The 22,763-nt window shown below is 42.1% G+C and carries 21 protein-coding genes; 6 read left to right on the top strand and 15 right to left on the bottom strand.

The features are described from left to right. Positions 1-14 precede the first annotated feature (14 nt). The 6 genes from tatC to BM192_RS12735 all read left to right on the top strand — a co-directional run bounded on the left by tatC (position 15) and on the right by BM192_RS12735 (position 7,378). The gene (gene tatC, locus BM192_RS12760; protein WP_037440959.1) at positions 15-905 is read left to right on the top strand and encodes a twin-arginine translocase subunit TatC; all 891 of its coding nucleotides are present in this window, start codon (positions 15-17) and stop codon (positions 903-905) included. Between the two features lie 32 nt (positions 906-937). Continuing rightward, positions 938-1,375: a ribose 5-phosphate isomerase B gene (rpiB, locus tag BM192_RS12755; RefSeq protein WP_037440956.1), complete on the top strand. Its 438-nt coding sequence runs from the start codon at positions 938-940 to the stop codon at positions 1,373-1,375. Positions 1,376-1,391: 16 nt separating this feature from the next. Continuing rightward, positions 1,392-3,014: a M28 family peptidase gene (locus tag BM192_RS12750; RefSeq protein ID WP_037443316.1), complete on the top strand. Its 1,623-nt coding sequence runs from the start codon at positions 1,392-1,394 to the stop codon at positions 3,012-3,014. A 115-nt stretch (positions 3,015-3,129) separates the two neighbouring features. After that, positions 3,130-4,518, top strand: coding sequence for a LutB/LldF family L-lactate oxidation iron-sulfur protein (locus tag BM192_RS12745; RefSeq protein ID WP_037439266.1), 1,389 nt, complete (start codon positions 3,130-3,132; stop codon positions 4,516-4,518). 5 nt (positions 4,519-4,523) lie between these two features. After that, positions 4,524-6,506 carry an alpha-ketoacid dehydrogenase subunit alpha/beta gene (locus BM192_RS12740; RefSeq protein WP_037439264.1) on the top strand — a complete coding sequence of 661 codons (1,983 nt, stop codon included), beginning with the start codon at positions 4,524-4,526 and terminating at the stop codon, positions 6,504-6,506. Positions 6,507-6,553: 47 nt separating this feature from the next. After that, a complete protein-coding gene (locus BM192_RS12735; RefSeq protein WP_037439263.1) occupies positions 6,554-7,378 on the top strand; it encodes a hypothetical protein in 825 nt (274 codons plus the stop codon). Here BM192_RS12735 and BM192_RS12730 read toward each other — a convergent pair. The 15 genes from BM192_RS12730 to BM192_RS12660 all read right to left on the bottom strand — a co-directional run bounded on the left by BM192_RS12730 (position 7,327) and on the right by BM192_RS12660 (position 22,753). Continuing rightward, complete coding sequence (locus BM192_RS12730; RefSeq protein ID WP_037439262.1) at positions 7,327-7,911, bottom strand: SprT-like domain-containing protein; 585 nt, start codon at positions 7,909-7,911, stop codon at positions 7,327-7,329. The two genes, BM192_RS12735 and BM192_RS12730, sit on opposite strands and share 52 nt — an antisense overlap. A gap of 109 nt (positions 7,912-8,020) precedes the next feature. Further along, on the bottom strand, positions 8,021-10,138 hold the full coding sequence (gene feoB / locus BM192_RS12725) for a ferrous iron transport protein B (RefSeq protein ID WP_037439261.1): 2,118 nt from the start codon (positions 10,136-10,138) through the stop codon (positions 8,021-8,023). A 5-nt stretch (positions 10,139-10,143) separates the two neighbouring features. Continuing rightward, positions 10,144-10,359, bottom strand: a complete 216-nt coding sequence (locus BM192_RS12720; RefSeq protein ID WP_037439259.1) for a FeoA family protein — start codon at positions 10,357-10,359, stop codon at positions 10,144-10,146. An 84-nt stretch (positions 10,360-10,443) separates the two neighbouring features. Beyond that, positions 10,444-13,296, bottom strand: a complete 2,853-nt coding sequence (locus tag BM192_RS12715; protein ID WP_037439258.1) for an outer membrane beta-barrel family protein — start codon at positions 13,294-13,296, stop codon at positions 10,444-10,446. A gap of 138 nt (positions 13,297-13,434) precedes the next feature. After that, entirely contained in the window at positions 13,435-13,866 is a 432-nt protein-coding gene (locus BM192_RS12710; protein WP_037439256.1) for a VanZ family protein, read from the bottom strand. Positions 13,867-13,869: 3 nt separating this feature from the next. Then, complete coding sequence (gene gcvH / locus BM192_RS12705) at positions 13,870-14,250, bottom strand: glycine cleavage system protein GcvH (protein WP_037439254.1); 381 nt, start codon at positions 14,248-14,250, stop codon at positions 13,870-13,872. Between the two features lie 193 nt (positions 14,251-14,443). After that, positions 14,444-15,028 carry a Holliday junction branch migration protein RuvA gene (gene ruvA, locus BM192_RS12700; RefSeq protein ID WP_037439252.1) on the bottom strand — a complete coding sequence of 195 codons (585 nt, stop codon included), beginning with the start codon at positions 15,026-15,028 and terminating at the stop codon, positions 14,444-14,446. A 12-nt stretch (positions 15,029-15,040) separates the two neighbouring features. Next, a complete protein-coding gene (locus BM192_RS12695; protein WP_074964005.1) occupies positions 15,041-16,363 on the bottom strand; it encodes a lytic transglycosylase domain-containing protein in 1,323 nt (440 codons plus the stop codon). A gap of 159 nt (positions 16,364-16,522) precedes the next feature. Continuing rightward, positions 16,523-17,953 carry an Asp-tRNA(Asn)/Glu-tRNA(Gln) amidotransferase subunit GatA gene (gene gatA, locus BM192_RS12690; RefSeq protein ID WP_037439250.1) on the bottom strand — a complete coding sequence of 477 codons (1,431 nt, stop codon included), beginning with the start codon at positions 17,951-17,953 and terminating at the stop codon, positions 16,523-16,525. Between the two features lie 37 nt (positions 17,954-17,990). Beyond that, entirely contained in the window at positions 17,991-18,194 is a 204-nt protein-coding gene (locus BM192_RS12685; RefSeq protein WP_037439248.1) for a Sec-independent protein translocase subunit TatA/TatB, read from the bottom strand. A gap of 10 nt (positions 18,195-18,204) precedes the next feature. Continuing rightward, positions 18,205-18,645 carry a twin-arginine translocase TatA/TatE family subunit gene (gene tatA, locus BM192_RS20650; RefSeq protein WP_234797557.1) on the bottom strand — a complete coding sequence of 147 codons (441 nt, stop codon included), beginning with the start codon at positions 18,643-18,645 and terminating at the stop codon, positions 18,205-18,207. Between the two features lie 37 nt (positions 18,646-18,682). Next, positions 18,683-19,936: a murein hydrolase activator EnvC family protein gene (locus BM192_RS12675; RefSeq protein ID WP_037439246.1), complete on the bottom strand. Its 1,254-nt coding sequence runs from the start codon at positions 19,934-19,936 to the stop codon at positions 18,683-18,685. Positions 19,937-19,958: 22 nt separating this feature from the next. After that, the gene (locus tag BM192_RS12670) at positions 19,959-20,747 is read right to left on the bottom strand and encodes a lipoprotein insertase outer membrane protein LolB1 (protein WP_037439244.1); all 789 of its coding nucleotides are present in this window, start codon (positions 20,745-20,747) and stop codon (positions 19,959-19,961) included. A gap of 41 nt (positions 20,748-20,788) precedes the next feature. Next, on the bottom strand, positions 20,789-21,220 hold the full coding sequence (gene dut, locus BM192_RS12665) for a dUTP diphosphatase (protein ID WP_037439242.1): 432 nt from the start codon (positions 21,218-21,220) through the stop codon (positions 20,789-20,791). Positions 21,221-21,241: 21 nt separating this feature from the next. Beyond that, positions 21,242-22,753, bottom strand: a complete 1,512-nt coding sequence (locus BM192_RS12660) for an oligosaccharide flippase family protein (protein ID WP_081857478.1) — start codon at positions 22,751-22,753, stop codon at positions 21,242-21,244. Positions 22,754-22,763 lie beyond the last annotated feature (10 nt).

Genomic DNA, 22,763 nt, shown 5'->3' with positions numbered 1-22,763 from the left:
ACACAGAAAGCTACATGAGTGATAATAAAGCGCAGGACCTGATCGGGGCCATTAAAGAAAAAGGAAAGAAACTGGAAGCGGAGATGTCTTTCTTCGACCACATAGATGTATTAAGGAAGCATTTACTGCGATCACTGCTCGTTATTGTATTAATTACAATAGGCGCATTTTATTTCTACGACTTTATTTTCAACACAGTGATCATGGGTCCGAAAGACCCGAATTTCTGGACTTACCGCATGATGTGTAAACTGGTTGCGGCCTACCCTTCACTGGGTACAGAATTCTGCATCACCGAGATTAAAGGTAAAATTATTAATACAGAGATGGCCGGGCAGTTCACGCTGCAGATTAATTCCTGCGTAATGACAGGTGTGATCTTCGGTGTACCCTATATTCTGTTTGAGCTTTGGTTATTTATTAAGCCTGCGCTGCATGATAAAGAACGTAAATCGGCAAGTGGATTTGTATTCTTCTCTTCCCTGTTATTTTTAATCGGGATTATGTTCGGTTACTTCATTATTTGTCCGCTTTCCATCAACTTCCTGACTAACTTCTCCGTGAGTCCGATGATTGAGAACACGTTTACAATTGACTCCTATCTTTCTTCTGTAATGACCTTAACCATAGGTACAGGAATTATTTTTGAGCTGCCGGTACTGATCTACATCTTATCGCTGTTTGGTATCATGACACCAGCATTTATGCGTGCAAGCCGCCGTTATGCTATTGTTATAATCTTAATTATTGCAGCTATCGTAACTCCTACACCAGATATGGTAACCATGATGGTTGTTGCATTCCCACTGTTTATTTTATATGAACTGAGTATTTTCATCTCTGCCAGCATCGAACGTAAAAAGAATAAAGAATTATACGGAACAGTAAAAGCACCTTCCAACTAAACCAAAAAACCATTTATAATTTTTAACCTGTAATGCCCTTAAAAACCTTCAAAATCGCCATCGGTTCTGACCATGCCGGTTTCACGTACAAAGAAATGCTGAAAGAGTTTTTAGCTGATTTCCCGGTAACAGACTTTGGTCCGGCTTCTGCCAGCTCTGTTGATTATCCTGATTTTGCACACCCGGTAGCACTGGCGGTAGAAAGCGGTGAGGCGGAATTTGGAATCCTGATTTGCGGAAGCGGCAATGGTATAGCCATTGCAGCCAACAAACATCAGGGAATCCGTGCAGCAATCTGCTGGGAAAATGAGCTTGCAGCCTTATGCAGACAGCATAATAATGCAAATATTCTTTGTATTCCTGCCCGTTTTGTACGTCAGGAGCTGGTGCAGGAAATGGTGATGACCTTTTTACAAACTGAATTTGAAGGTGGCAGACATGCAGACCGTGTGAATAAAATATCCTGTTAACCCTGAATTATAAACTATGAACAAATCATTTTTAAGCACCAGTCTTGCTTTATTACTCTTTATCGGTGTTTCTGCACAGGATAAAACAGCAATAAAATTTAGCACGACGATCAACAAAGATCACGGCTATAAGCATTTATCAATACTGGCTTCTGATGAGTATGAAGGTCGTGAGACCGGTAAAAAAGGCGCCTGGATGGCCGCTGAGTATATTCGCAATCATTTTAAAAGCATAGGGCTTAAAGGGCCTGTCAATGGAGATTATTTTCAGCCGATAGACATGGTCAGCTACCAGCTTACGCAGACAGTATTATCTATCAACGGCGTAGCTAAAGAAGAGGGCAAGGATTTTGTAATTCCAACTTCCGGCGTCTCGCTGAAAGGTTTTGCCTTCCACGGTGACGATGTAGTTTTTGCAGGTTATGGCCTGAATAAAGATGGATATAATGATTTCGCCGGGATAGATGTAAAAGGTAAAGTGGTAATCATTTTCGCTTCGGGTGATCCAACGGCAAAAGGTGCTGCTGCCCCTGAAGACCGTGCAGCCAGAAGAAAAGCTATTTTAGCGCAACAGGCTAAAATCAAATACCTGGCAGACAATCAGGCATTGGCTGTATTACAGATTGACCCGACACTGGACAACCTGACCCCAGAATTAAAGGCTATGTATTCCGGCGCCGGCCAGGTAGGTCTCAAAACAGCAGAAAGAACAGCCAGAATGGAAAAAATGTCAACCTTCCCTTCTATCCTGATTTCTCCTGCAACTGCAGACGAGATCTTAAAGGCTGCAGGTACAACGTCTGCTGCTTTAAAAACTCAGATAGATACTGATGTTAAACCGGCATCACGTGCATTCCCTTTGACTGTTAGCGGCACTGCTGTTAAAGAAGAAGTAAAAATACGGGCAGAAAATGTATTGGGCTTCCTGGAAGGTTCTGATCCTGTTCTTAAAAATGAAGTATTGGTTATTACCGGCCACTACGATCACATTGGTTTAACCTTATCTGGTGAAGACAAAGTTAACAACGGTGCTGATGATGACGGATCTGGTACAACAGGTGTTTTAATGATTGCTGATGCTTTTGCAAAAGCCAAAAAGGCAGGTAAAGGTCCGAAAAGAAGTATCCTGTTCATGACGGTTGTCGGTGAGGAAAAAGGTTTATTGGGTTCTGAATGGTATTCAGAACATCCGGTATTCCCGCTGAATAAGACAATTGCCAACCTGAACATTGATATGATCGGCCGCGTAGATAAAGAGCATGAGCAAAATCCGGACTTCATTTATATTATTGGATCTGACATGCTAAGTTCGGATCTGAATGCAATCGGTATTAAAGCAAACGAGACTTATACAAAATTAAACCTGGACATGACCTATAATAACAGGACTGATCCTAACCAGTATTATTACCGTTCTGACCACTATAACTTTGCTAAACATGGCATCCCGGTAATTTTCTATTTTAACGGTGTACATGAAGATTATCACCAGCCAGGAGATGAAGTGGAGAAAATCCATTTCGACTTGTTAGCAAAAAGGGCACAACTGGTATATTTTACCGCATGGGACCTGGCTAACAGAGCCAAAAGACCGGCAGTTGATAAGAACGAAGACGGAACGCCTAAAACGGCCCAATAAATTAAACAAAAAAACCTGCCTCTAAACGGCAGGTTTTTTTGTTTAAGGTTCCCAAGAGAAGATAAAATTTTTATCTTGTTGTGCGTATAGTAACAATTTTATCTAAGTTTGAAACATGACGAAGATTGCTGAGGAGTTTTTGGTAAAGGCAGATGAAAAGGCATTTGATGTGGATCACCGCAATATAATTAACCACAATATTGGAAAATATAATGTGGCTGTTGAACGCGGTTTATCCAGGTTCGCAAACCTGGAAGCTTCCAAAAAGAAGGCCCATGTTATCAAATGGCGTGTAATGGAGAACCTGGACAAATTCCTTCCGGAATTTGAAGCCAACTTTCAACGTCGCGGAGGAAAAGTGATCTGGGCAAATGATGCGGCTGAAGCGCAACAGGAGATTTTAAATATCATCCGTAAAAATGGGGGTAAATCTGTCATCAAATCCAAATCGATGACTACCGAGGAAATTCATCTGAATGAGTTTCTGGAACAGCATGGGATTGATTCACTGGAAAGTGACCTGGGTGAATATATCGTTCAGCTTCTGGGGCAAAAGCCATATCATATTGTGACGCCTGCCATGCACCTGAGCAAGGAAGATATTGCCAAACTTTTTCATGAGAAATTCGGTACCCCACTGGATTACACACCGGAACAACTGACACAAAAAGCGCGGGAACTGCTACGCGAGAAATACCTGACTGCCGATATCGGTATTACAGGCGGCAATTTCCTGATCGCAGATACTGGCAGTATCGCCCTGACCGAAAATGAAGGCAACGCACGTCTGACAACAACATTTCCTAAAGTACATATTGCCATTGTCGGCATCGAAAAGGTTATCCCTACGATGGCCGACCTGGATCTTTTCTGGCCATTATTGTCCAGCCATGGAACAGGACAAAATTTAACGGTCTACAACACTATTCTGAGTGGCCCGAGACAGACACATGAGTCTGATGGTCCTGAACAGATGTATGTAATCTTGCTGGATAATGGCAGGACGAACCTACTGGCCCAGAAAGATCAGCGCCAGGCACTTTACTGCATCCGGTGCGGTGCTTGCCTGAATGCCTGCCCGGTATATAAAAATATCGGCGGCCATACTTATAATACAACTTACAGCGGACCTATCGGTTCTATCATCACACCGCATATGCAGGGTATGAAGGATTTTAAACACCTGAGTTATGCCTCCAGTTTATGCGGTAAGTGTTCTGAGGTCTGCCCTGTTAAAATAGACATTCATAAAATGCTCCTGCTAAATCGTCGCGACGCAGTAGAACAGCACGAAAATACCAAAACTGAAGATCTGAGCTGGAAAGTTTGGAATGCAGGAATGGCCAAACGTTCAAGAATGGATGTTTTTGGCGGCAAGATTAAAAATTTCTTCATGAAGCTTCTTTTCAAAAAGATGTGGGGAAAATACAGGGCTATGCCTGAAATAGCTGAAAAATCTTTCTCCAGCCAGTATCAGGATCACCAGAAAGCAAAAAATAAATAGGGATCATGTATTTCGACCGTAAAGATAAAAGCGATCAGACGCTGCTGGATTTCTATCAGCGCCTGCTTTTTCCCAGACTGGTCGAGGAAAAAATGCTAATCCTGCTCCGCCAGGGCCGTATAGGTAAATGGTTTTCCGGCATCGGTCAGGAAGCAATCGCTGTTGGCGCTACCCTGGCCATGGATTCTCAGGAGTATATTCTGCCAATGCACCGGAACCTCGGTGTTTTTACTACCCGGGATATTTCAATGCGCCGGCTAATGGCCCAGTGGCAAGGTAAAACAACAGGTTTTACCAAAGGCCGTGACCGGTCTTTTCATTTCGGCACTCAGGAACATCATATTATTGGAATGATCTCCCATCTCGGTCCGCAGCTCGCACTAGCAGACGGAATTGCCCTGGCCGACCTACTGAAAGGTAAAAAAAAAGCTACGCTCGTTTTTACCGGAGAAGGTGCTACAAGCGAAGGCGACTTCCACGAAGCACTGAATGTGGCCGCTGTCTGGAACCTGCCGGTTATCTTCCTCATCGAAAATAACGGATATGGTCTCTCCACTCCTGTCGCCGAACAATACCACTGCAAAAATCTGGTTGACAAAGCCGCAGGTTATGGAATGAAAGGGATTCAGATCGATGGAAATAATATCCTGGAGTTATACGATACAATCAATGCACTAGCTGTTTCCCTGCGAGAAAATCCGGAACCTGTACTGGTCGAATGTATGACATTCAGAATGCGGGGTCATGAAGAGGCCTCGGGTACCAAATATGTCCCTGCAGATTTACTGGAACAATGGGCAATCAAAGATCCGCTGAATAATTATGAGCGTTACCTGCTGGAAGAAGGAGTCCTCACTGAGCAGCAGGTTACTAAAATGAAAGTTGCTATGCATGCGGAAATTACATCGGGAATTGAACAGGCTTTTCTGGATCCTGAACCAAAAGCAGATCCTGATAGAGAACTCGCAGATATGTATGCCCCGGCATTGTCGCAGCCGGTTGCTCCACCTCAAAATGCACTAACTCCTAACCTTCGGTTCTTAGACGCTATTAGCGAAGCTTTAAGGATCGCTATGGAACAACATAGCAATCTGGTGCTGATGGGTCAGGATATCGCCGGATATGGCGGTGCTTTTAAAATAACCGCAGGACTGAGCGATTCGTTTGGAACTGCACGTGTACGCAATACACCGATTTGTGAATCGGCCATTGTCGGAGCCGGATTAGGTCTCTCCATAAATGGCTGCAAGGCGGTGGTGGAAATGCAATTTGCCGATTTTGTAAGCTGCGGATTCAATCAGATTGTCAATAATCTCGCTAAAACGCATTATCGCTGGGGAGAAAAAGCCGATGTTGTGATTCGCATGCCCACTGGTGCTGGTACTGGCGCAGGGCCTTTTCACTCGCAAAGTAATGAAGCCTGGTTTACCAAAACACCGGGGCTTAAAATTGTCTATCCTGCATTTCCACAGGAGGCTAAAGGACTATTGCTTGCCGCTATTGCCGATCCTAATCCTGTGCTTTTTTTTGAACATAAATCGCTCTACAGGAGATTGAGCGGCCCCGTGCCGGAGGGTTATTATACACTGGAGATTGGTAAAGCCATCCGCCGTAGAAATGGCACACAGTTTACACTGATCACCTATGGAATGGGTGTCCACTGGGCGATTGATTACCTGGATGCACATCCCGAACTTCAGGCGACTTTGCTTGATCTCTGCAGTCTGCAGCCCTGGGATAAAGCAGCCGTAAAACAGGCTGTGGCAGATACCGGAAGGGTGATTATTCTGCATGAAGACACTTTGAGCTCTGGATTCGGCGCTGAAATTTCTGCATGGATTGCTGAACATTGCTTTGAATTACTGGATGCGCCAGTGCTGCGTTGTGCCAGCCTTGATACAGCTATCCCAATGAATAAAAATCTAGAACACCAGTTTCTCGCTGCTTCCCAACTGGGACAAAAAATAGAGCAGCTCATGGCCTATTAGTGCATTGGCACGATAATAGACTGCTTCGTGATAATCACACACTGCACATGAAATTCAAGCTATTATCCGGTCTGGCAATTATTCTGCTTTTATTTTCTTCGTCCTGTAAGTATTTCCGGTCGAGCCATCCTCAGGCAGATATCCTGAGTGATGAAGTGGCCACCAATCTTAATGACAAGACTATTCTGAATTTTGCAGCTGGTATTGATCGTGAATTGCCCAAATTCAGAAAGCAGTTCAGCCTGATTTTCACTTCGGGTGATCTTTCTGTCTATACAGAAAAATACAGTGACTACAATAATAGTATGCTCTACCGGATCTACAGTAACAATGGAAGCCTCAATTCCTCTGTTAAAAGTTATTACTTCCGCGCGGACAGCCTCATGTTGATCAGGGAAAAAAGCAAATTCATGAATCAGGATGCGGAATTATTCAGGGACAGCAGAACTTACCTGCGCAACGGTATCGTTTTTGGCATGGATACCCGTACTGCCAGCTCAGCGGATGCTTTGCGTACGCTTCCTTTTTTACCGCTTTCTGCAGCTGAACTGAAACTGCGTGAGGATAATTTCGCAGATGACGTTAAAGGGATGAACGACGCGCTTACGGGTAAAGATAAATTTGAAATGGTATTTGATAATATCACAACTTATCCTGATGCCCGTTATATTATGCTGAAAAGTAAATCGCGAAGTAATTATAAGGCAGCAGTTCTGGTTGAACAAAAGGATACTTTCATTGACAGCCTGCTGAATTACCCCGGGAAATTCAGGGACACCCAGCTCAATTTTAAATGGAAAATAAACGATAAACAGGCTGTCTATGTACCCGTCTCTGCAATGAATACTTCTGCAAGCGGGCTGAATAAATAGATATTTCCATTGTCAAGGCATTCGCAACGATAACGTTTCCTCAATCTTTCCCCCTTTTTAAATCTTCTGCCGTCTTTAATGCGGAATACTGTATGGGTATCTAATTCTTCGAGCCTGGTATGGTCACCACGGCTGTCATATTTTTTTAAAGCACGTGATAAATGAAGATCTGTACAGCTGGAGGCAGAAGGATTGGTTAGATAAGTTGAAATTGCCTTTTCCAGGTCTTCCGGAAAAACCCGTTGTTCCAAAAATGGAATCATCATCTTTTTATAATTAGATTTCCACTCGGACCCATGTGGCTTTACCTTATGCTGAAATTCGTTCCAGGTTAACAGATGTGCGAATTCATGAACAGTGGTAACCAGAAATGCATACCGGTTGAGATTGTTATTTACAGAGATTTGATGTCCTGTCTGGCGAAAGGGGTGCCTGTAATCGCCGAGCTTAGTTGATCTGCTCTTCGAAATTTTAAACTCACACTGAAAATAATCGATCCATTTGGCGATCACCGGTGCGGCTTGTTCCGGCATGTACCTGGCTAAGACTTCTGCTTTTTCCAATTTATTTGTGCTTGATGAGCGATACTATTGTTTATGACCATGTTCCGCTTACAACGTAACATGGTCATAAAGATAGGATTTACCTTAATAACTGGTAGGCTATCAGGCTGGCAAAATAGGCTAATGCTGTCATATAAACTAATTGGATCATTGGCCATTTCCATGACTTAGTCTCGCGGTAAACAATTGCAACGGTACTCATACACTGCATTGCGAAGGCGTAGAAGAGCATAAGCGAGAATCCTGTGGCAAAGGTAAACAGTGGTAGTCCTGTATTGGCATCTGTTGCTCCTTTCAATTTATTTCTGATAGTTGTGGCTTCTTCATCTGCGCTGTCAACACTATAAATAGTGGCCATAGTGCCAACAAAGGCCTCCCTTGCAGCAAATGAGGTAATTAAAGCTATTCCTATCTTCCAGTCAAAGCCTAACGGTCTGATTGCAGGTTCTATAGTCTGGCCCAAGATACCTACGTAAGAATTTTCTAGTTTTTCTGCGGAACGATCACGCTCCAGTGTACTGATTGCTACGCTATCCTGCTGTAACTCGATTTTTTCGTATTTCTGATCAATTTTTTCAAAACGGTCTGAAGGACCGTAACTGGCCATAACCCATAATACTATAGAAATCGCAATAATTACCTTACCTGCTTCAAATACAAAAGTCTTAGACTTTTCATACATGGTTAACAGCACATTATTCCATCTCGGTTTCTGATAAACGGGCATCTCCATGATGAAGTATGATTTCTCTTTAGCCTTAATCAGGAATTTCATGACAAAAGCGACGAGTACTGCAGCTATTATACTAATCAGGTACATACCCATTAGCGTCAATGCCTGCAGGCTGATAAAACCGAGTACTTTTTCATCGGGAATAATCAATGAGATCAACAGGGTATATACAGGTAAGCGAGCAGAACAACTCACTAACGGCGCAACCATAATGGTGATAATTCTGTCCTTCCAGTTTTCTATATTCCTGGCACTCATGATAGATGGTACGGCACAGGCCAGACTTCCGATCATGGGAACGACTGACTTTCCGCTTAAACCGAATTTACGCATAATACGGTCCATCATAAAGGTAACCCTGGCCATATAACCGGTATCTTCCATAATGGATATCAGTGCAAATAGGATAGCGATTTGCGGAATGAAGATTACAATTCCACCTAAACCTGCCACAACACCATCCAATAACAGATCGGTGAGCATACCTTCCGGCAGGTGTTCATGTCCAAGGTCTGTTAAGCGTGCAAAACCCTCTTCAATCATATCCATCGGATAAGCAGACCAGGAGAAAATTGCATTAAAGACAAATAACAGAATGAGCAGGAAGATAGCGAAACCCCAGACTTTATGAGTCAGGACTTTATCTATCCGGTCACTCATAATGAATTTCTTCTGTGCACCAGTATCTGTAATAATACCGTTTAATATAGTACCCAGGTACCGATATCTGGCGACAGTTTCGGCAGTCTGTATTTTGGATGATTCAAAGTTATGTTCAGCTGCAATCTGGTTCAACTGCTGATGTTGCTCCGGGGTATAAATATCCAACTCGCTATGCTGGTGAAGCACCTGCAGCGCGAAATAAGGATTAGTTGTCTGGATTAATTGACCGGCTGCGGCAATGGCTTCGGGTGCTAAGACCTGAATATCTGTTCCCGGCTCTTGTGTAGGGATTGTCGGTGCATTAGCAATTGCATCTTTTAATTCTTTTAACCCGATATTATTTCTGGCAGAAATGGCTACAACCTGAACACCCAGATTTTTAGAAAGCTGATCGATGTCTATCGCAAGGCCTTCTTTTTTAGCCATGTCAGTCATATTCAGTGCTAAAATCACCGGGATCTGCAGGTCTGCAACCTGCGTGTACAACAGCAGGTTCCGGCGCAGATTGGTTGCATCGGCAACAAGTACAATCAGATCGGGATGACTGCGGTTCTCCCGGTCAGCCAGGATCTGGAATACTATACTCTCATCCTTACTTTTAGGATAGAGACTATAAGTGCCCGGCAAATCCACCACCTCAGCGGTTTTATGGTCACCAATTTTACAAAAACCTGTCTTCTTGTCGACGGTTATCCCGGGGAAGTTTCCAATCTTCTGGTTGAGCCCGGTTAATAGATTAAAGAGTGTCGATTTCCCTGTATTGGGGTTACCAACAAGTGCAATTTTCAGATCAGCAGCCAAATTTTCTAAGAGATTATAATTACAGATGCTTCATTTTTTCGTAAACAAAGCTGATATCCTGCAACCCGGATCGCGATAGGATCACCAAGCGGCGCAAAACGCTCCACTTCTACTATTTCTCCAGGCAAACAGCCCATTTCCATCAACTTTACTGACATTTCTAAATCTGTAAATGAGACAATTGTGCCTCTTTCTCCTGGAGTTAACTGTGAAAGGTTCATATCTTATATTAAGGCCGCAAGTTACCCTTTATCTATAATAAATACAAATAAGAACAAACCTTAGTCTGACTGGCCACTGAATTATTACATACCTCTTCTGCCACCACCAAAGCCACCACCGCCACGATTGCCTCCCGGGCCTTGCTGTCCGCCAGGGCCGTCAGATGGCCCCATGCGGTCGGTACGTTTGCCCCCCATCTGACTTAGAGAGTACGTAAATGAGAGCATTGCATACCGTTTCAGAACATTATACCTGATGTCTGTAATTGTATTATTTGACGAAGTTCTGGTAATTCCCTGATTCTGATTCAAAATATCATTCACCGCAAACTTGAATGTTCCACGGTTTTTAAAGAATTGCTTACTGATATAACTGTTAAGCAATGTATAATTGGTATCATACGCCTCACCTCTTCCGGTATTCTGATAGTAATCGACATCTACCGCTAAACGGATGTTTCCAGGAAACATATAGCTTACGTCAATAGTAGGATTAAGTGTATAATAAGTGGTATTGGCAGATGGTTGAGCTGAGTAAGTGGCCCGGTTAATGGAACCACCAATGCCAGCTGTCAAATCGAGTTTATCCATAGAGGATACCAGTCTGTACCTGTTGGTAACAGACACATCGTTGGTAATATTCTGAAGGGAGTTCGTGAAATTGACTCCTCTCGCATAGTTACCGCTTAAGTCTATATTCAGGTTGAGTTTGTTCCCTTTGATGATTGGCAAACCTAAGGAAGACCCTAAAGTCCCTGAATAAACGCCGTTGACGTTAACCGGTACAACTTCCAGTTTTCCAAAGTTCTCACTCGCCTGATCGGTTATGAGTGTACTGCTATTACCAAAGGCATTGAAAGTCTGGCTAAAGTTTGCAAAGACAAAAAGTGAACGGAATTTAGCAAAATCAAAATTATTATAAAATACGGTCAGATTATTACTGAAAGACGGTTTCAGATCTGGATTACCAATGGCTATACTTTGTGTGTTGGAATTATCCAGAATAGGTTGGATCTGGCTGATGCTCGGCTGCTGGGTATTTCCACGATAACGGATAACCAATCTTTTACTTTTACTGAAGTTATAGCGTAGCTGTGCTGTCGGAATAAAATTATAGAAGCTCTGGTTAAGCAGATTTCCGGTGGTCAGGTTATCATTTTTCCGATCTGTATGCTGTACGCCGACACCAACATTCCAGTTATATTTTGCACCTGTTTTATTTAGGCTGGTACCCAATGCATTGGTCATTGTCCGGTTTTCGTAGGTATTAGTATACGTGAAATCCGGAAGATCGTACTGACTGGTTAATGGGTTAAAATTAAAAGTCATACGCTCACTGCGATCGGTGCTGTACATATTCTGGTAATTGACTTCCAGGTTTAAAGTCTTATCCAGTGGCTCTGTATAAACTAATCTGGTGGTATTATTTAGTGATTTTGCATTCTGATCATTTAGTTGCCTGGTCTGCTCATTGGTTTCCACACCGCCATTAACCGTATTGTTCAATATATCATTATAGTTTGTAGCATCACTGTTATTGATACTGGTATTGACGTTTAGGGAAAGCGTACGTCCTGCTTTACTGAATTTTTTACGTAGTAACAGACTATTACTCAACGTAGGTGCTGTAGAATTAGTCCTGTAGGATTGTGTTCCTGTAGTTACATAACTTCCATAGTTATTCGTATAGATACTGTTCTGACTGAGGTCAGTTTCTGTATAAGTGACATTCGGCTGAACCCGGAGGGAAATTGTAGAGTCCAGTTTAGTGTCCAGCATGAAGTTAAATCTATGGTTTTTCTTGTCGGTCTGGCTGTTTAATGCTTCGTCAAAAGTGGTCCTGCTATCTCCTAGTAAGTTCTGTCTGAAACTTGTCTGCTGATTGTCTAATGCAGTTTTATTGAAAAAGTAACTGGCTGTGAGCTTTGTATCGTCTTTATAGATATCTGCAAAGTTTAATCCGATAGCGTTGGTTGTAGTAATTCCCTGCTGGCCGGCACCTGTATTTCCACCTCCCGGATTGAACCCCCCGCCACCGGATCTTCTTCCGCCACCACCACCACCGCCTGTGTTACCACCGCCGAAGCTTTGCTTGTTAACGTTATTAAATTGTCCAATCAATGAGAATTGCTGATCGTTTTTAAATTTATTGACATTCACACTCCCATCATAACGTCCATCCGTACCGCCACCGACACTGGAGTTACCGAAATAACCGTGCTTCATGTCTTTTTTAGTGGTTATATTAATAATTTTCTCCCTGTTACCGTCATCTACTCCTGTAAATTGTGCCTGATCGGATAGCAGGTCTATTACCTGAATCTTATCAATCATATCTGCCGGCAGGTTTTTAGTAGCCAGCAGAGGATCACTTCCAAAGAAGTCTTTGCCATCTACCCGAACCCTCGTCACTGTTTCACCCTGTGCTTTTACTGAACCGTCCTTAGCAACCTCTACTCCCGGAAGTTTCTTTAATACATCTTCAACAACAGCATTTTCCCTTACTTTAAATGCTCCTGCATTATATTCTACAGTATCTGTCTTAACGACTACAGGGGTTACTGCGCCAACAATTTCGACAGTTTTAAGGTCGAGACCGGTATTCTCCATCGACAGCGATCCGAGATTTACTTTCGGAGCGGCAACGGTTACGGTAAAATCTTTGTTTAAACTTTTCAGCCCGAGATAGGCTACAGAAACGCGATAAGAACCAGGAGCCAGTCCAGCTATGGTAAATGTCCCGTCGGGTTGGGTGTTAGTAACACCTGCAACGCTGGAATCAGTTAGGTTCTTAACTGCGACAGAAGCGAAATCAACAGCGAGTTGATCCTTTGAATTAACCACTTTACCGCTCACAGAGCCGTTCTTGGTTTGCGCGTAAATTGAAGAGCTGCTAATTAATATAAAAAGCAGAAGTAGGTTCCTGTAAAAATTCATTCTGTAGTCTCGTAAGGTTTTATTTTCAGACTACGAAATGGATAAATGGTTTGTTTAGTCCGTAGAAAATATTGAGTAACATTTTAAATACGTTTCAACACAGGAAAGAAAGGCCTTCAGCTCCGGGATATTTGAAATTTACTGACTGGTTTTTTTCGGGTGCAAATTGCCGTCTTTATCAAAATTGAACCTATGTAGCAAAACGTAGCTAAATACGCCCATAAAAACACCAATCATATCGCAACCAAGGTCCCACCATTCGGCAGAACGATAAGGAAAAAAGAAGTATTGGATAACTTCAACAGAAGCGCCCACGATAAAGGTCAACAAAATGATCTTAAAGATCGTAAGGGACCGGAAACTGTAATTATGCTGATTACTAATCTTTCCGTAAAACAATAAAATGGTTAGGACATAGAAAAATCCAAGGTGTACCAGTTTATCAAAACCTTGAAAGAAAATGCCCGAACCAGTGGATTCGGGCATTTTCATTGTACAAAGAATTAAGATGAACACCGTCCAAGCAAGCGCCCAGCGCTGATAGCTTAATGCTTTGAGTTTATTATTCATAAATTATGCGCCTACTAAAGCCTGATATGCTTCTGCAGTTAATAATCCTTCAATTTCTGATACATCAGCAATGTTTGCCTTTACCATCCAGCCATCTCCATACGGATCTGAATTCACCAGCTCAGGATTATCATTCAATGCAGCGTTAACTTCTGTGACTGTACCAGTGACAGGCATGTAAAGATCTGAAACGGTTTTAACAGCTTCTACAGTACCAAATACCTCATCTTTACTTACTTCTTCACCTACACTATTGATATCGATATAAACGATATCACCCAATTCGCGTTGCGCGAAATCTGTAATACCGATAAAAGCTTCATTACCATTTACTCTAACCCATTCGTGGTCTTTAGTGTACTTTAATTCTGATGGAAAGTTCATTTTCTAATATTTTGATTGTTCAAAGGTAATTATTATCCGTTGTATCGCAATTCTAATTCATCGTTATCCTTAAACTAAAAACAAAATCGCTTTAAGGGTTTTATTTATTATAACTAACCATATTGATCTGCTAAAATAGCTTAACGCTCAAATAGCGATTTAGTATATAATACGCTGATTTTTAAACCAGTTTTTATAAGTTTTTGAGTGCAATTTTGATCAGCTGTTCCACATTCAATTCATCCGTGGCATTTTTAATGGCCTGATCCAATGTCTTTTCAGCAGGAAGTTTCGCAAATCCCAACATCATCAGTGCAGAAAGCGCTTCTTCTCTGACCGTTGCATTTAAAGGAGCTGCGATAAGTGAACCTGTACCTTCTTTTTTCAGTTTATCCTGCAGTTCAAGAACCAGTCTTTGCGCAGATTTGACACCTATCCCTTTAATACGCTGAATTAAAGGTAAATCTGCATTAACAATTGCCGTCTGAATCTCCGCAGGTGTAATTGACGACAGCATCATTCTCCCCGTATTTGGTCCGATTCCGGAGACAGATATCAGATGGAGGAACATTCTGCGTTCACCCTCATCTAAAAAACCATACAAAGTATGTGCGTCTTCTTTAACATGCAACCAGACGAAAATTTTGCAGCGCTCTGCATCACCTAATGCTCCGTAGGTATTTAATGAAATATTGACATGATACCCAATTCCACCAGCTTCAACAACAATATAAGCAGGACACTTAAAAGTGAGCCTGCCATCTATATAATCATACATATCTTCTATTTTTTATAATACCCCGCCGTTTGCGGTTTTGGACTTACCCTTATAGGTAATGTACTTTTTCGATGTTCGCAATTCTTCTTTTTTTGCTACAGAACCCTTGGAAACAATAAGCCGCTGACCGGGAACAATCGTATTTCCCTTGAGATTATTCCAAACCTTAAGATCCTGAACTTCTACACGGTATTTGCCAGCAATCGCATGCAGGCTCTGTCCTGATCCTACTTTATGATAGACCGTCGCTTTCCCCTGGAGGTTACGCGAAGTATTCTTATTACGCTGCAATCTCCTGTCATCATTTGAAGCAAGTATTATGCGCGTATCTGCACTCACTGTGCTGTTATTTAATACGTCATAGATACCCGCAAATACGGCTGTATTTACCTTCGGCATAATAATACGCCGCGGAGTCTCAGAAGAACCATTTACAATCTTCTTTTTGTAAGAAGGATTCAAGGTGAAAAGATCGTCTTCGTCAATTTCCATAGCCTGAGCAAGTTCCGCCAATGAAACAAACCGTTCCACCTGAATTGTATCAGTCTTAATAGCGAATAAAGACTTCTGAGCTTTGATGTGATGCTGGTCTGCAAAATTCATTACGTAAACAGCTGCAATAAATGCAGGTACATAATTCCGGGTTTCTGCAGGAAGAAAGTTTCTGATTTCCCAAAAGTCACGACTGTTCGCCTTTGCAATGGCACGGTTTACATTTCCGGTACCACAATTATAGGCAGCAATAGCCAGCAACCAGTCACCGAGTTCTTTGTAAGCATCCCTAAAATAAGCTGCAGCTGCATAGCTTGCCTGAATGGGATCCTTCCTTTCATCGACAAAATTATCCATATTCAGTCCATAACCTTTAGCTGTACCAAACATAAACTGCCATAAACCGGTCGCGCCTACTCTGGAAATGGCATGAGAATTCATGGAAGATTCAATAATAGGAAGGAATTTAAGTTCTGCAGGCATATTATAAGCCTTTAGTGCATTTTCGAAAATTGGAAAATAATATTCAGACAGACCAAGCATTTTGCCCATCATGTCTTTACGTCCGCTGTAAACATCTATGTAACGCTGTACGGCTTCATTATAGGCGAGAGGGATCTGGCTTTGGATAGAATCAAGCCGCTTTTTATAGGTAAAGTTATAGTTATAGAACAGAGGGTTTTCCAGTACATCAGGCACTGCTGTCGTGTCGCCCTGATAAGCTGTCTGCAGTATACTAATCTTAGGAAGAGAGTCCAGTGCGGGTAATTGACGCTGAGCTTTCGCGGTAAGGGCGGCCATCAGACACAAAGAACCAGAAAGCAAAAGTACTTTTAGTTTCATAAGCTATTAAATATTTGTAGGAATGAAAGCTGTAAGAACCTTGAAATCCGGCCATAGAAAGGAAAACCATCAGTTGTAAGAATATTCTATCTGAAAATGAATATGTATCTGATGGTTTCATAGGCCTGTTCAAAACAGCTGTATTAATTAAAAATATGATTAGGTATAGGCTTCGGCTTTAAATCCGGCAGTAAAGGCAAGAAGAAGCCCCTCATTGAAGTGTTTTGCACTCAATTGAAGACTTAACGGCAAACCAGCCTGATTATTGCCAAGGGGAACGGCTATCGAAGGGATACCACTTAACGAGGGTAGAACTGTGAATATATCGGCCATATACATAACCAGAGGATCCTGCATATTTTCTCCGATCTTAAACGCAGGAGTTGGTGCAACTGGAGTAAGAATCAAATCGTAATTGGTAAATAATGCTTCTACCCGCTCCCTGATCAGACGTCTGACCTGCTGCGCTTTCTGGTAATAAGCATCGTAATAACCGGCGCTCAATACAAATGTACCTAGCATAATCCGCCGTTTCACCTCGGTACCAAAGCCTTCGGCTCTGGATTTTTTATATAAGCTATTTAGATTTTCAGCCTGCAGATTACGGTAACCATAATGCACACCGTCATATCTGGACAGGTTAGATGACGCTTCCGCCGCAGTAAGCACATAGTATGCAGGAACAAGGTAATCGAGCAGATCAAATGAGACTTCGTCTACCTGATGTCCCGCAGCTCTGAACCCGGCAATTGCCTGCAATATTGCATGCTTAGTTTCGGGATCAAGTGCCTCACTTTCCATCGTCTCTTTAAGGACCGCGATACGCTGTTTGCCAGGAGAATTCAGTTCTTCGCTGTAAACTGGAACTGACTTCGCAGAAACCGTACTATCGTACGCATCTGCTCCCGCTAAAATCTCCATTAACAGCGCTGCATCACTAACTGATGATGTTAGCGTTCCAACCTGATCGAAAGAAGAAGCATAAGCTATTACCCCATAACGGGAAATCCGACCATAGGTAGGTTTTAAACCGAAGCAACCGCAAAATGCTGCGGGCTGACGTACTGAACCACCTGTATCGGTACCTAATGCAGCCAGACAAAGATCTGCCTGAACCGCCACTGCAGAACCGCCGGAAGAACCTCCTGCAACCCTCTGGTTATCCGCCGCATTACGCACCGGACCAAAAAAAGAGGTTTCATTTGATCCGCCCATGGCGAATTCATCACAGTTAAGTCTGCCTATAATTACAGCGTCTTCAGCTAAAAGCCTGCTTACCACTGTAGAAGAATAAGGCGCTATAAATCCATCCAGCATTTTTGAGGATGCTGTTGTCTGATGGTCTTTATAAAGAATATTATCTTTAATCCCGATCACCATTCCAGCCAGACGCCCGGCTTTGCCAGCATTAATCTTTTCCTGTACAGCTACAGCCTGTTCAGTTGCAGAGGAGACAAACACTTCGTTGAAAGCATTGAGTTCCGGTTGTTCACGAATCTTATCCAGATAATAAGCCAGTAAATCGGGCATATTAAGCTGTTTACTTTCGATCAGTGATTGTACCTCCGTAAGAGATTTATACTTTTTCAAATTGTCAGGTGAGGTGAAATAGGTTTCCCGGTTAAGATTAAAGTGGTTTTTGTGTATTGTTGGTGTTTGATTCTACGGTTTCATCCGCACCATCTTTTCCATCTTTAAATTCTTTCACACCTTTACCTAATCCACGCATCAGTTCCGGAATTTTCTTACCGCCAAAAAGCAGCAGGACAACGACTAAAATGATTACGATTTCTGGAGTTCCCAGGGCTGCTAATATTGTTGTGTTTAACATGATATTTGGTTTAAATATTATTTTTCTGTGGTTCTGTTTCTGTAGTATGTTCCGCGGTGGCAGGAGCTGACGGATCTTCCGTTAAAGCATCCCCTTCCTGTACTGTACTTCTTGACATATCAACTGGTACTGCACCTTCCGGAGCTGGGTAAACAACCGGCTCTTCTGTTACCGGAGCAGTGGCTGCTGCCGTATACGAAGAAGCAGGAGTTTCATCCTTCTTCAGTTCATCATCAATATCCATCGCATTGATATTCCGGTGAATTTCTCTTTTGACACCTTCAGAAGCATCTTTAAAATCCTTAATTCCCTTACCAAGGCCTCTGGCCAGCTCAGGCAATTTCTTTCCTCCGAAAAGGAGTAAAACAACGGCCAGGATAAGCATGATTTCTCCGCCTCCCATATTTAAAAATTCTGTTATCGTACCTGAATACATATTATTAATTATCATTTATTATATACAAATATAAACATTTTAGCTGCAATTTTTATTTAGCTATCCAGGCCTCAGGATTCAGCTTTACCTGGCCTCTCATAATTTCAAAGTGAAGCATAGGGCCATCAGAGGTCGTGGCAACGGTACCGATAGTCTGACGCGTCTCTACTTTATCGCCTTTTGCAACATTTGCAGAACGTAAATTTTGATAGATAGTGAAGTAATCACCATGACGGATTGCGACTACGTAAATTCCTTGCATCATCGTTACAAATAAAACGTCGCCGCTAAAAACAGCCCGTACAGCGGCGCCATCTGCAGTCATTATATTCACTCCATCATTAGTATAACCTGCCTGTCCTTCCGTATGCCTGCCGAAGTTCTCTGTAATTGTACCAGATCCTACGGGCCATGGTAAACGGCCTCTGTTATTTTCAAATCCTGCAGAAAGCTTCGCAGCCTCCGGTGTAGCAGTCAAATAGTTTGTTGTCGTCTTTGGCTTCTCTGCAGGAGCAGGTTTATTGTCTGCTCTAGCTTTAGCTGCAGCAATCCTGGCTTCTTCTTCTGCACGTTTTCTTGCCAGAGCAATCTCACGCTGAATTGCATTCCGTATCTGCCTGTCTATTGCTGCCTGTTGTCTCTTCCGCGTAGCAATATCTTTACTAAATTGTTTTTCCTGCCTGCTGAACTTATTGAGTACTGAAGCCTGCTCAGTTTTGTTCTTAGCCAATTTATTCTGCTCATTCTCCTGTTCTTTCAGAAGATTACTCTTCTCTTTCAAACTTTTATCTAGAATAACGATCTTATACTTCAGGCTTTTTTCTGTACCCTGAATATAATCTGCCTGTTTCTTTCTATACTGACCGAACTGCTGCAGATACTTAATCCGCTTATATGCCTGATTAAAGTCACTCGCAGCGAAAATGAACATCATCTTATCATACGAGTTTCTGTTTCGCTGCGCAAATCTGATCATACCTGCATATTCTTTCTTCAACTGAGAAAGCTGGGTCTGTAAAGAATGTACGGTATTTGTGTTCTCATGGATTTCGCTATCAAGATTCTTGATTTCAGAATTGATCACGCCAATCTTACTCTGCATCAATCGAATCTTCGCATTCAGCGCATTAATCTCACCTAGAGTTAGTTTTTTACTCTGTGCGGCCTTATTCAGATTTTTCTGTAAAAGTTCAATTTCGCGCTGAATAGCTTCTTTCTTCTTTTTTAGTTGGGAACTGCTTTGTGCTACAGCAGAAGACGCAAACGTAACAAACAAAAGAAATAACAGTAATTTGTGTAGCTTCATTACATCAAAAGTATAAATTTTTTTAGTTTATTATCTCAAACCTCTTTGGAAGACTAAACGGAAAATCTAATTGAACATTGCGATCTATTTTTGTGAAGTCCAATGAGATATTGGTCTTTTTGTTACCGCTTTGCGAATTTATCCTCAATACCGTCGGCAAAACTGCATCGGTTACCTGCTGGTATTCTGAGTAGACGACCTTCATTGCCTGGCCTGCTTTGACATCATTAAGCAAAAGCTCCCCGGGTTTAAACAAAGTATTAAAAAGGATTGAGTAACCCAGTCCGGCTTGTCTTCCGTCAAGCTTAAAAACACCTGCGTCACTTTGAAGATCGACCTCGGGCAGCATAAGCTCAGCAATCGTATTGCCTGTAAGTACCGACTGTAGCATATTGAAGTTAAGCTGCGCTGTGCTAAAGCGATATAAATAGCTAAATGGTTTTCTGATTCCAACCGCCTGGATATTATTACGCACAAGAATACTATCGGGTGTAATCAATGCTCTGGCTACTTCAATACCTGCAATTGCCGTCAGGCTTACCCAGATCTTTTCATTCTTCTGAATACGTACTGTCATAGTTACCTGGTTTGAATTACCATTCATGTCCAGGGTAGCTTTGCCCCTCATAGATAAGGTATTAAATGGAATATCTTTCGAACGCAACATCCTGAGATTCTCCTCTTTCAACTTATTCACAGGCACTTTTGCCCCTTCATCAGGTACCTTCACTAATTGCTTTTTGGCCTTGCACGCAGTAAGCGTGGTAAAAACCAGTAGCAAAAGCCAATAATTTTTATGCACTATTCTCATCTTTTCCTCCCTTTAATCCTCCTCCCTTTCAGGAGAGCTGTTTATTTTCCGGTATGACCGTAACCGCCGGCTCCACGGTCTGTGTCCGACAGTTCTTCTACTGAATCCCACTGCACCGTTTCATGTTTTGCAATTACCATCTGCGCAATACGGTCTCCGTTTTGCACCACAAAATCCGTGTCAGATAAATTAATTAACAAAACTTTAATCTCACCGCGATAATCTGCATCAATTGTTCCGGGCGCATTAACAATGCTAATTCCATGCTTATAAGCCAAGCCGCTGCGTGGACGAATTTGAGCTTCAAATCCAACCGGAAGTTCAATATGCAGACCTGTTGGAATCAAAATACGCTGTAAAGGTTTAATTATAATTTCTGATTCAACAAAAGCTCTCATATCCATCCCTGCGGCATGAGCTGTTTCATACTGTGGCAAAGCCATTCCTGATTTGTTGATAATTTTAATCTGCATTATATATGTATTTAGTTCTTATTAATTCTGTTTTTTCCTGAACAGCAACGTCCGGAGCTGTTCTTTTTCTGCCCACCAGATAGCCGCCATAAAGGCTATCAGCATCGCATTTCCAATATAGATATTCCTATGGAATACCCAAAATGAGAGGATCACCAGTATCACTGATGTCAAAAGATAGATAATGATTCTTTTTAATTGATAGGGTATCGGATAATATTTCTGCCCCAGTACATAGGAGATGACCATCATACTGAGGTATGCAATCATAGAAACCCAGGCAGACCCCATATAGCTGAACTTTGGAATCAGTAGAAAATTTAGCACGATTGTTAACACGGCTCCTACCACCGAGATGTATAAACCGAAACGGGTCTGATCAGAAAGTCTGTACCAGATGGAAAGATTTGTATAAATACCCAGGCACACATACCCAAAAAGCAAAAAGGGTACCGCGGGCAAACCAACCCAATAACTGCCCGGATCGCCTTTACCCCGGACAATAAAATACTTAAGGATTTCAATATTAGCAACCAGCGCAACAAAAAGCAACGCCAGTACAATGACGAAATATTGAAGTATCATTGCATAGGTTTTCCGGGCATTGGCTTGTTTAGCATGGCTGAAGAAAAATGGCTCTGCCCCGAGTCTGAAGGCTGTAATGAAAATACTCATAAACATAGCGATCTTACAAACCGCTCCATAAATACCAACATCTACGTCTGCAATAGCTTTAGGCAGTAACTGACTAAGGACTATTTTATCGAGATTTTCGTTTACGATAAAGGAAAGATTGGCAATGAGTATCGGCCAGCTGTAAGAGAACATCTTTACAAAGAGTTTTTTATCGAATTTAAACCGCAGCTGAAGAAATTCCGGAAGCAGCATAATCATTGTTATCCCACTAGCCATCAAATTGGATATAAAAACATAACCCACCCATTTTGGTTGGTACCAGCTAGCTAACCAAACGCCCAATGCCCCATCCTGGCGGATAAGCATAGGAATAAGGAAAATAAAAATCAGGTTAAAGCCTACAAATCCGCCAATATTTAAAAATTTAATCAAACTGTATTTTAATGCTCTTCCGTCCGCCCTGATCTTGGCAAAAGGGATCACACAAATTGCATCGATGAACAACAGCCACACGAACAGTCGTATAAAGCCTTTGTATTCTTCAAGATTAGCGACAGTACCCCTATTAATCCAGCCGGCAATTAAATCGGTAAAGACTAAGCCACTGATGAGGAATAAGCCCGCAATAAATGCAATGCATATAAATGTGTTGTTATAAACCTCTTGTTTCTTATCCTCATATTTATTAAGGTAGCGGAAATAAGTCGTTTCCATCCCGAATGCAAGTATTGCATTGATCATAGAAGCATAACTGTACATTGTTGTGAAAATCCCGTAAACAGCCGGAGCATATACTTTCACGTATATGGGCGTTAGGATAAAATTGAGCAGCCTGGACAAGACGGTACTAATGCCGTAAACAGCAGTTTGACCCAGGAATTTCTTAATGACTGACACAGGCGGGGCT

The organism is Pedobacter antarcticus, assembly GCF_900112985.1.
Taxonomy (GTDB): domain Bacteria; phylum Bacteroidota; class Bacteroidia; order Sphingobacteriales; family Sphingobacteriaceae; genus Pedobacter; species Pedobacter antarcticus.
The sequence above is the reverse complement of the archived record's forward strand: the minus strand, read 5'-3'. Positions and strand labels throughout refer to the sequence as shown.

Excerpts from the sequence above, each read along its gene's own strand:
- tatC (WP_037440959.1), top strand. The coding sequence starts at position 15 with ATGAGTGATAATAAAGCGCAGGACCTGATCGGGGCCATTAAAGAAAAA.
- rpiB (WP_037440956.1), top strand. The coding sequence starts at position 938 with ATGCCCTTAAAAACCTTCAAAATCGCCATCGGTTCTGACCATGCCGGT.
- BM192_RS12750 (WP_037443316.1), top strand. The coding sequence starts at position 1,392 with ATGAACAAATCATTTTTAAGCACCAGTCTTGCTTTATTACTCTTTATC.
- BM192_RS12745 (WP_037439266.1), top strand. The coding sequence starts at position 3,130 with ATGACGAAGATTGCTGAGGAGTTTTTGGTAAAGGCAGATGAAAAGGCA.
- BM192_RS12740 (WP_037439264.1), top strand. The coding sequence starts at position 4,524 with ATGTATTTCGACCGTAAAGATAAAAGCGATCAGACGCTGCTGGATTTC.
- BM192_RS12735 (WP_037439263.1), top strand. The coding sequence starts at position 6,554 with ATGAAATTCAAGCTATTATCCGGTCTGGCAATTATTCTGCTTTTATTT.
- BM192_RS12730 (WP_037439262.1), bottom strand. The coding sequence starts at position 7,911 with ATGCCGGAACAAGCCGCACCGGTGATCGCCAAATGGATCGATTATTTT.
- BM192_RS12720 (WP_037439259.1), bottom strand. The coding sequence starts at position 10,359 with ATGAACCTTTCACAGTTAACTCCAGGAGAAAGAGGCACAATTGTCTCA.
- BM192_RS12715 (WP_037439258.1), bottom strand. The coding sequence starts at position 13,296 with ATGAATTTTTACAGGAACCTACTTCTGCTTTTTATATTAATTAGCAGC.
- BM192_RS12710 (WP_037439256.1), bottom strand. The coding sequence starts at position 13,866 with ATGAATAATAAACTCAAAGCATTAAGCTATCAGCGCTGGGCGCTTGCT.
- gcvH (WP_037439254.1), bottom strand. The coding sequence starts at position 14,250 with ATGAACTTTCCATCAGAATTAAAGTACACTAAAGACCACGAATGGGTT.
- ruvA (WP_037439252.1), bottom strand. The coding sequence starts at position 15,028 with ATGTATGATTATATAGATGGCAGGCTCACTTTTAAGTGTCCTGCTTAT.
- BM192_RS12695 (WP_074964005.1), bottom strand. The coding sequence starts at position 16,363 with ATGAAACTAAAAGTACTTTTGCTTTCTGGTTCTTTGTGTCTGATGGCC.
- BM192_RS12685 (WP_037439248.1), bottom strand. The coding sequence starts at position 18,194 with ATGTTAAACACAACAATATTAGCAGCCCTGGGAACTCCAGAAATCGTA.
- tatA (WP_234797557.1), bottom strand. The coding sequence starts at position 18,645 with ATGATAATTAATAATATGTATTCAGGTACGATAACAGAATTTTTAAAT.
- BM192_RS12675 (WP_037439246.1), bottom strand. The coding sequence starts at position 19,936 with ATGAAGCTACACAAATTACTGTTATTTCTTTTGTTTGTTACGTTTGCG.
- BM192_RS12670 (WP_037439244.1), bottom strand. The coding sequence starts at position 20,747 with ATGAGAATAGTGCATAAAAATTATTGGCTTTTGCTACTGGTTTTTACC.
- dut (WP_037439242.1), bottom strand. The coding sequence starts at position 21,220 with ATGCAGATTAAAATTATCAACAAATCAGGAATGGCTTTGCCACAGTAT.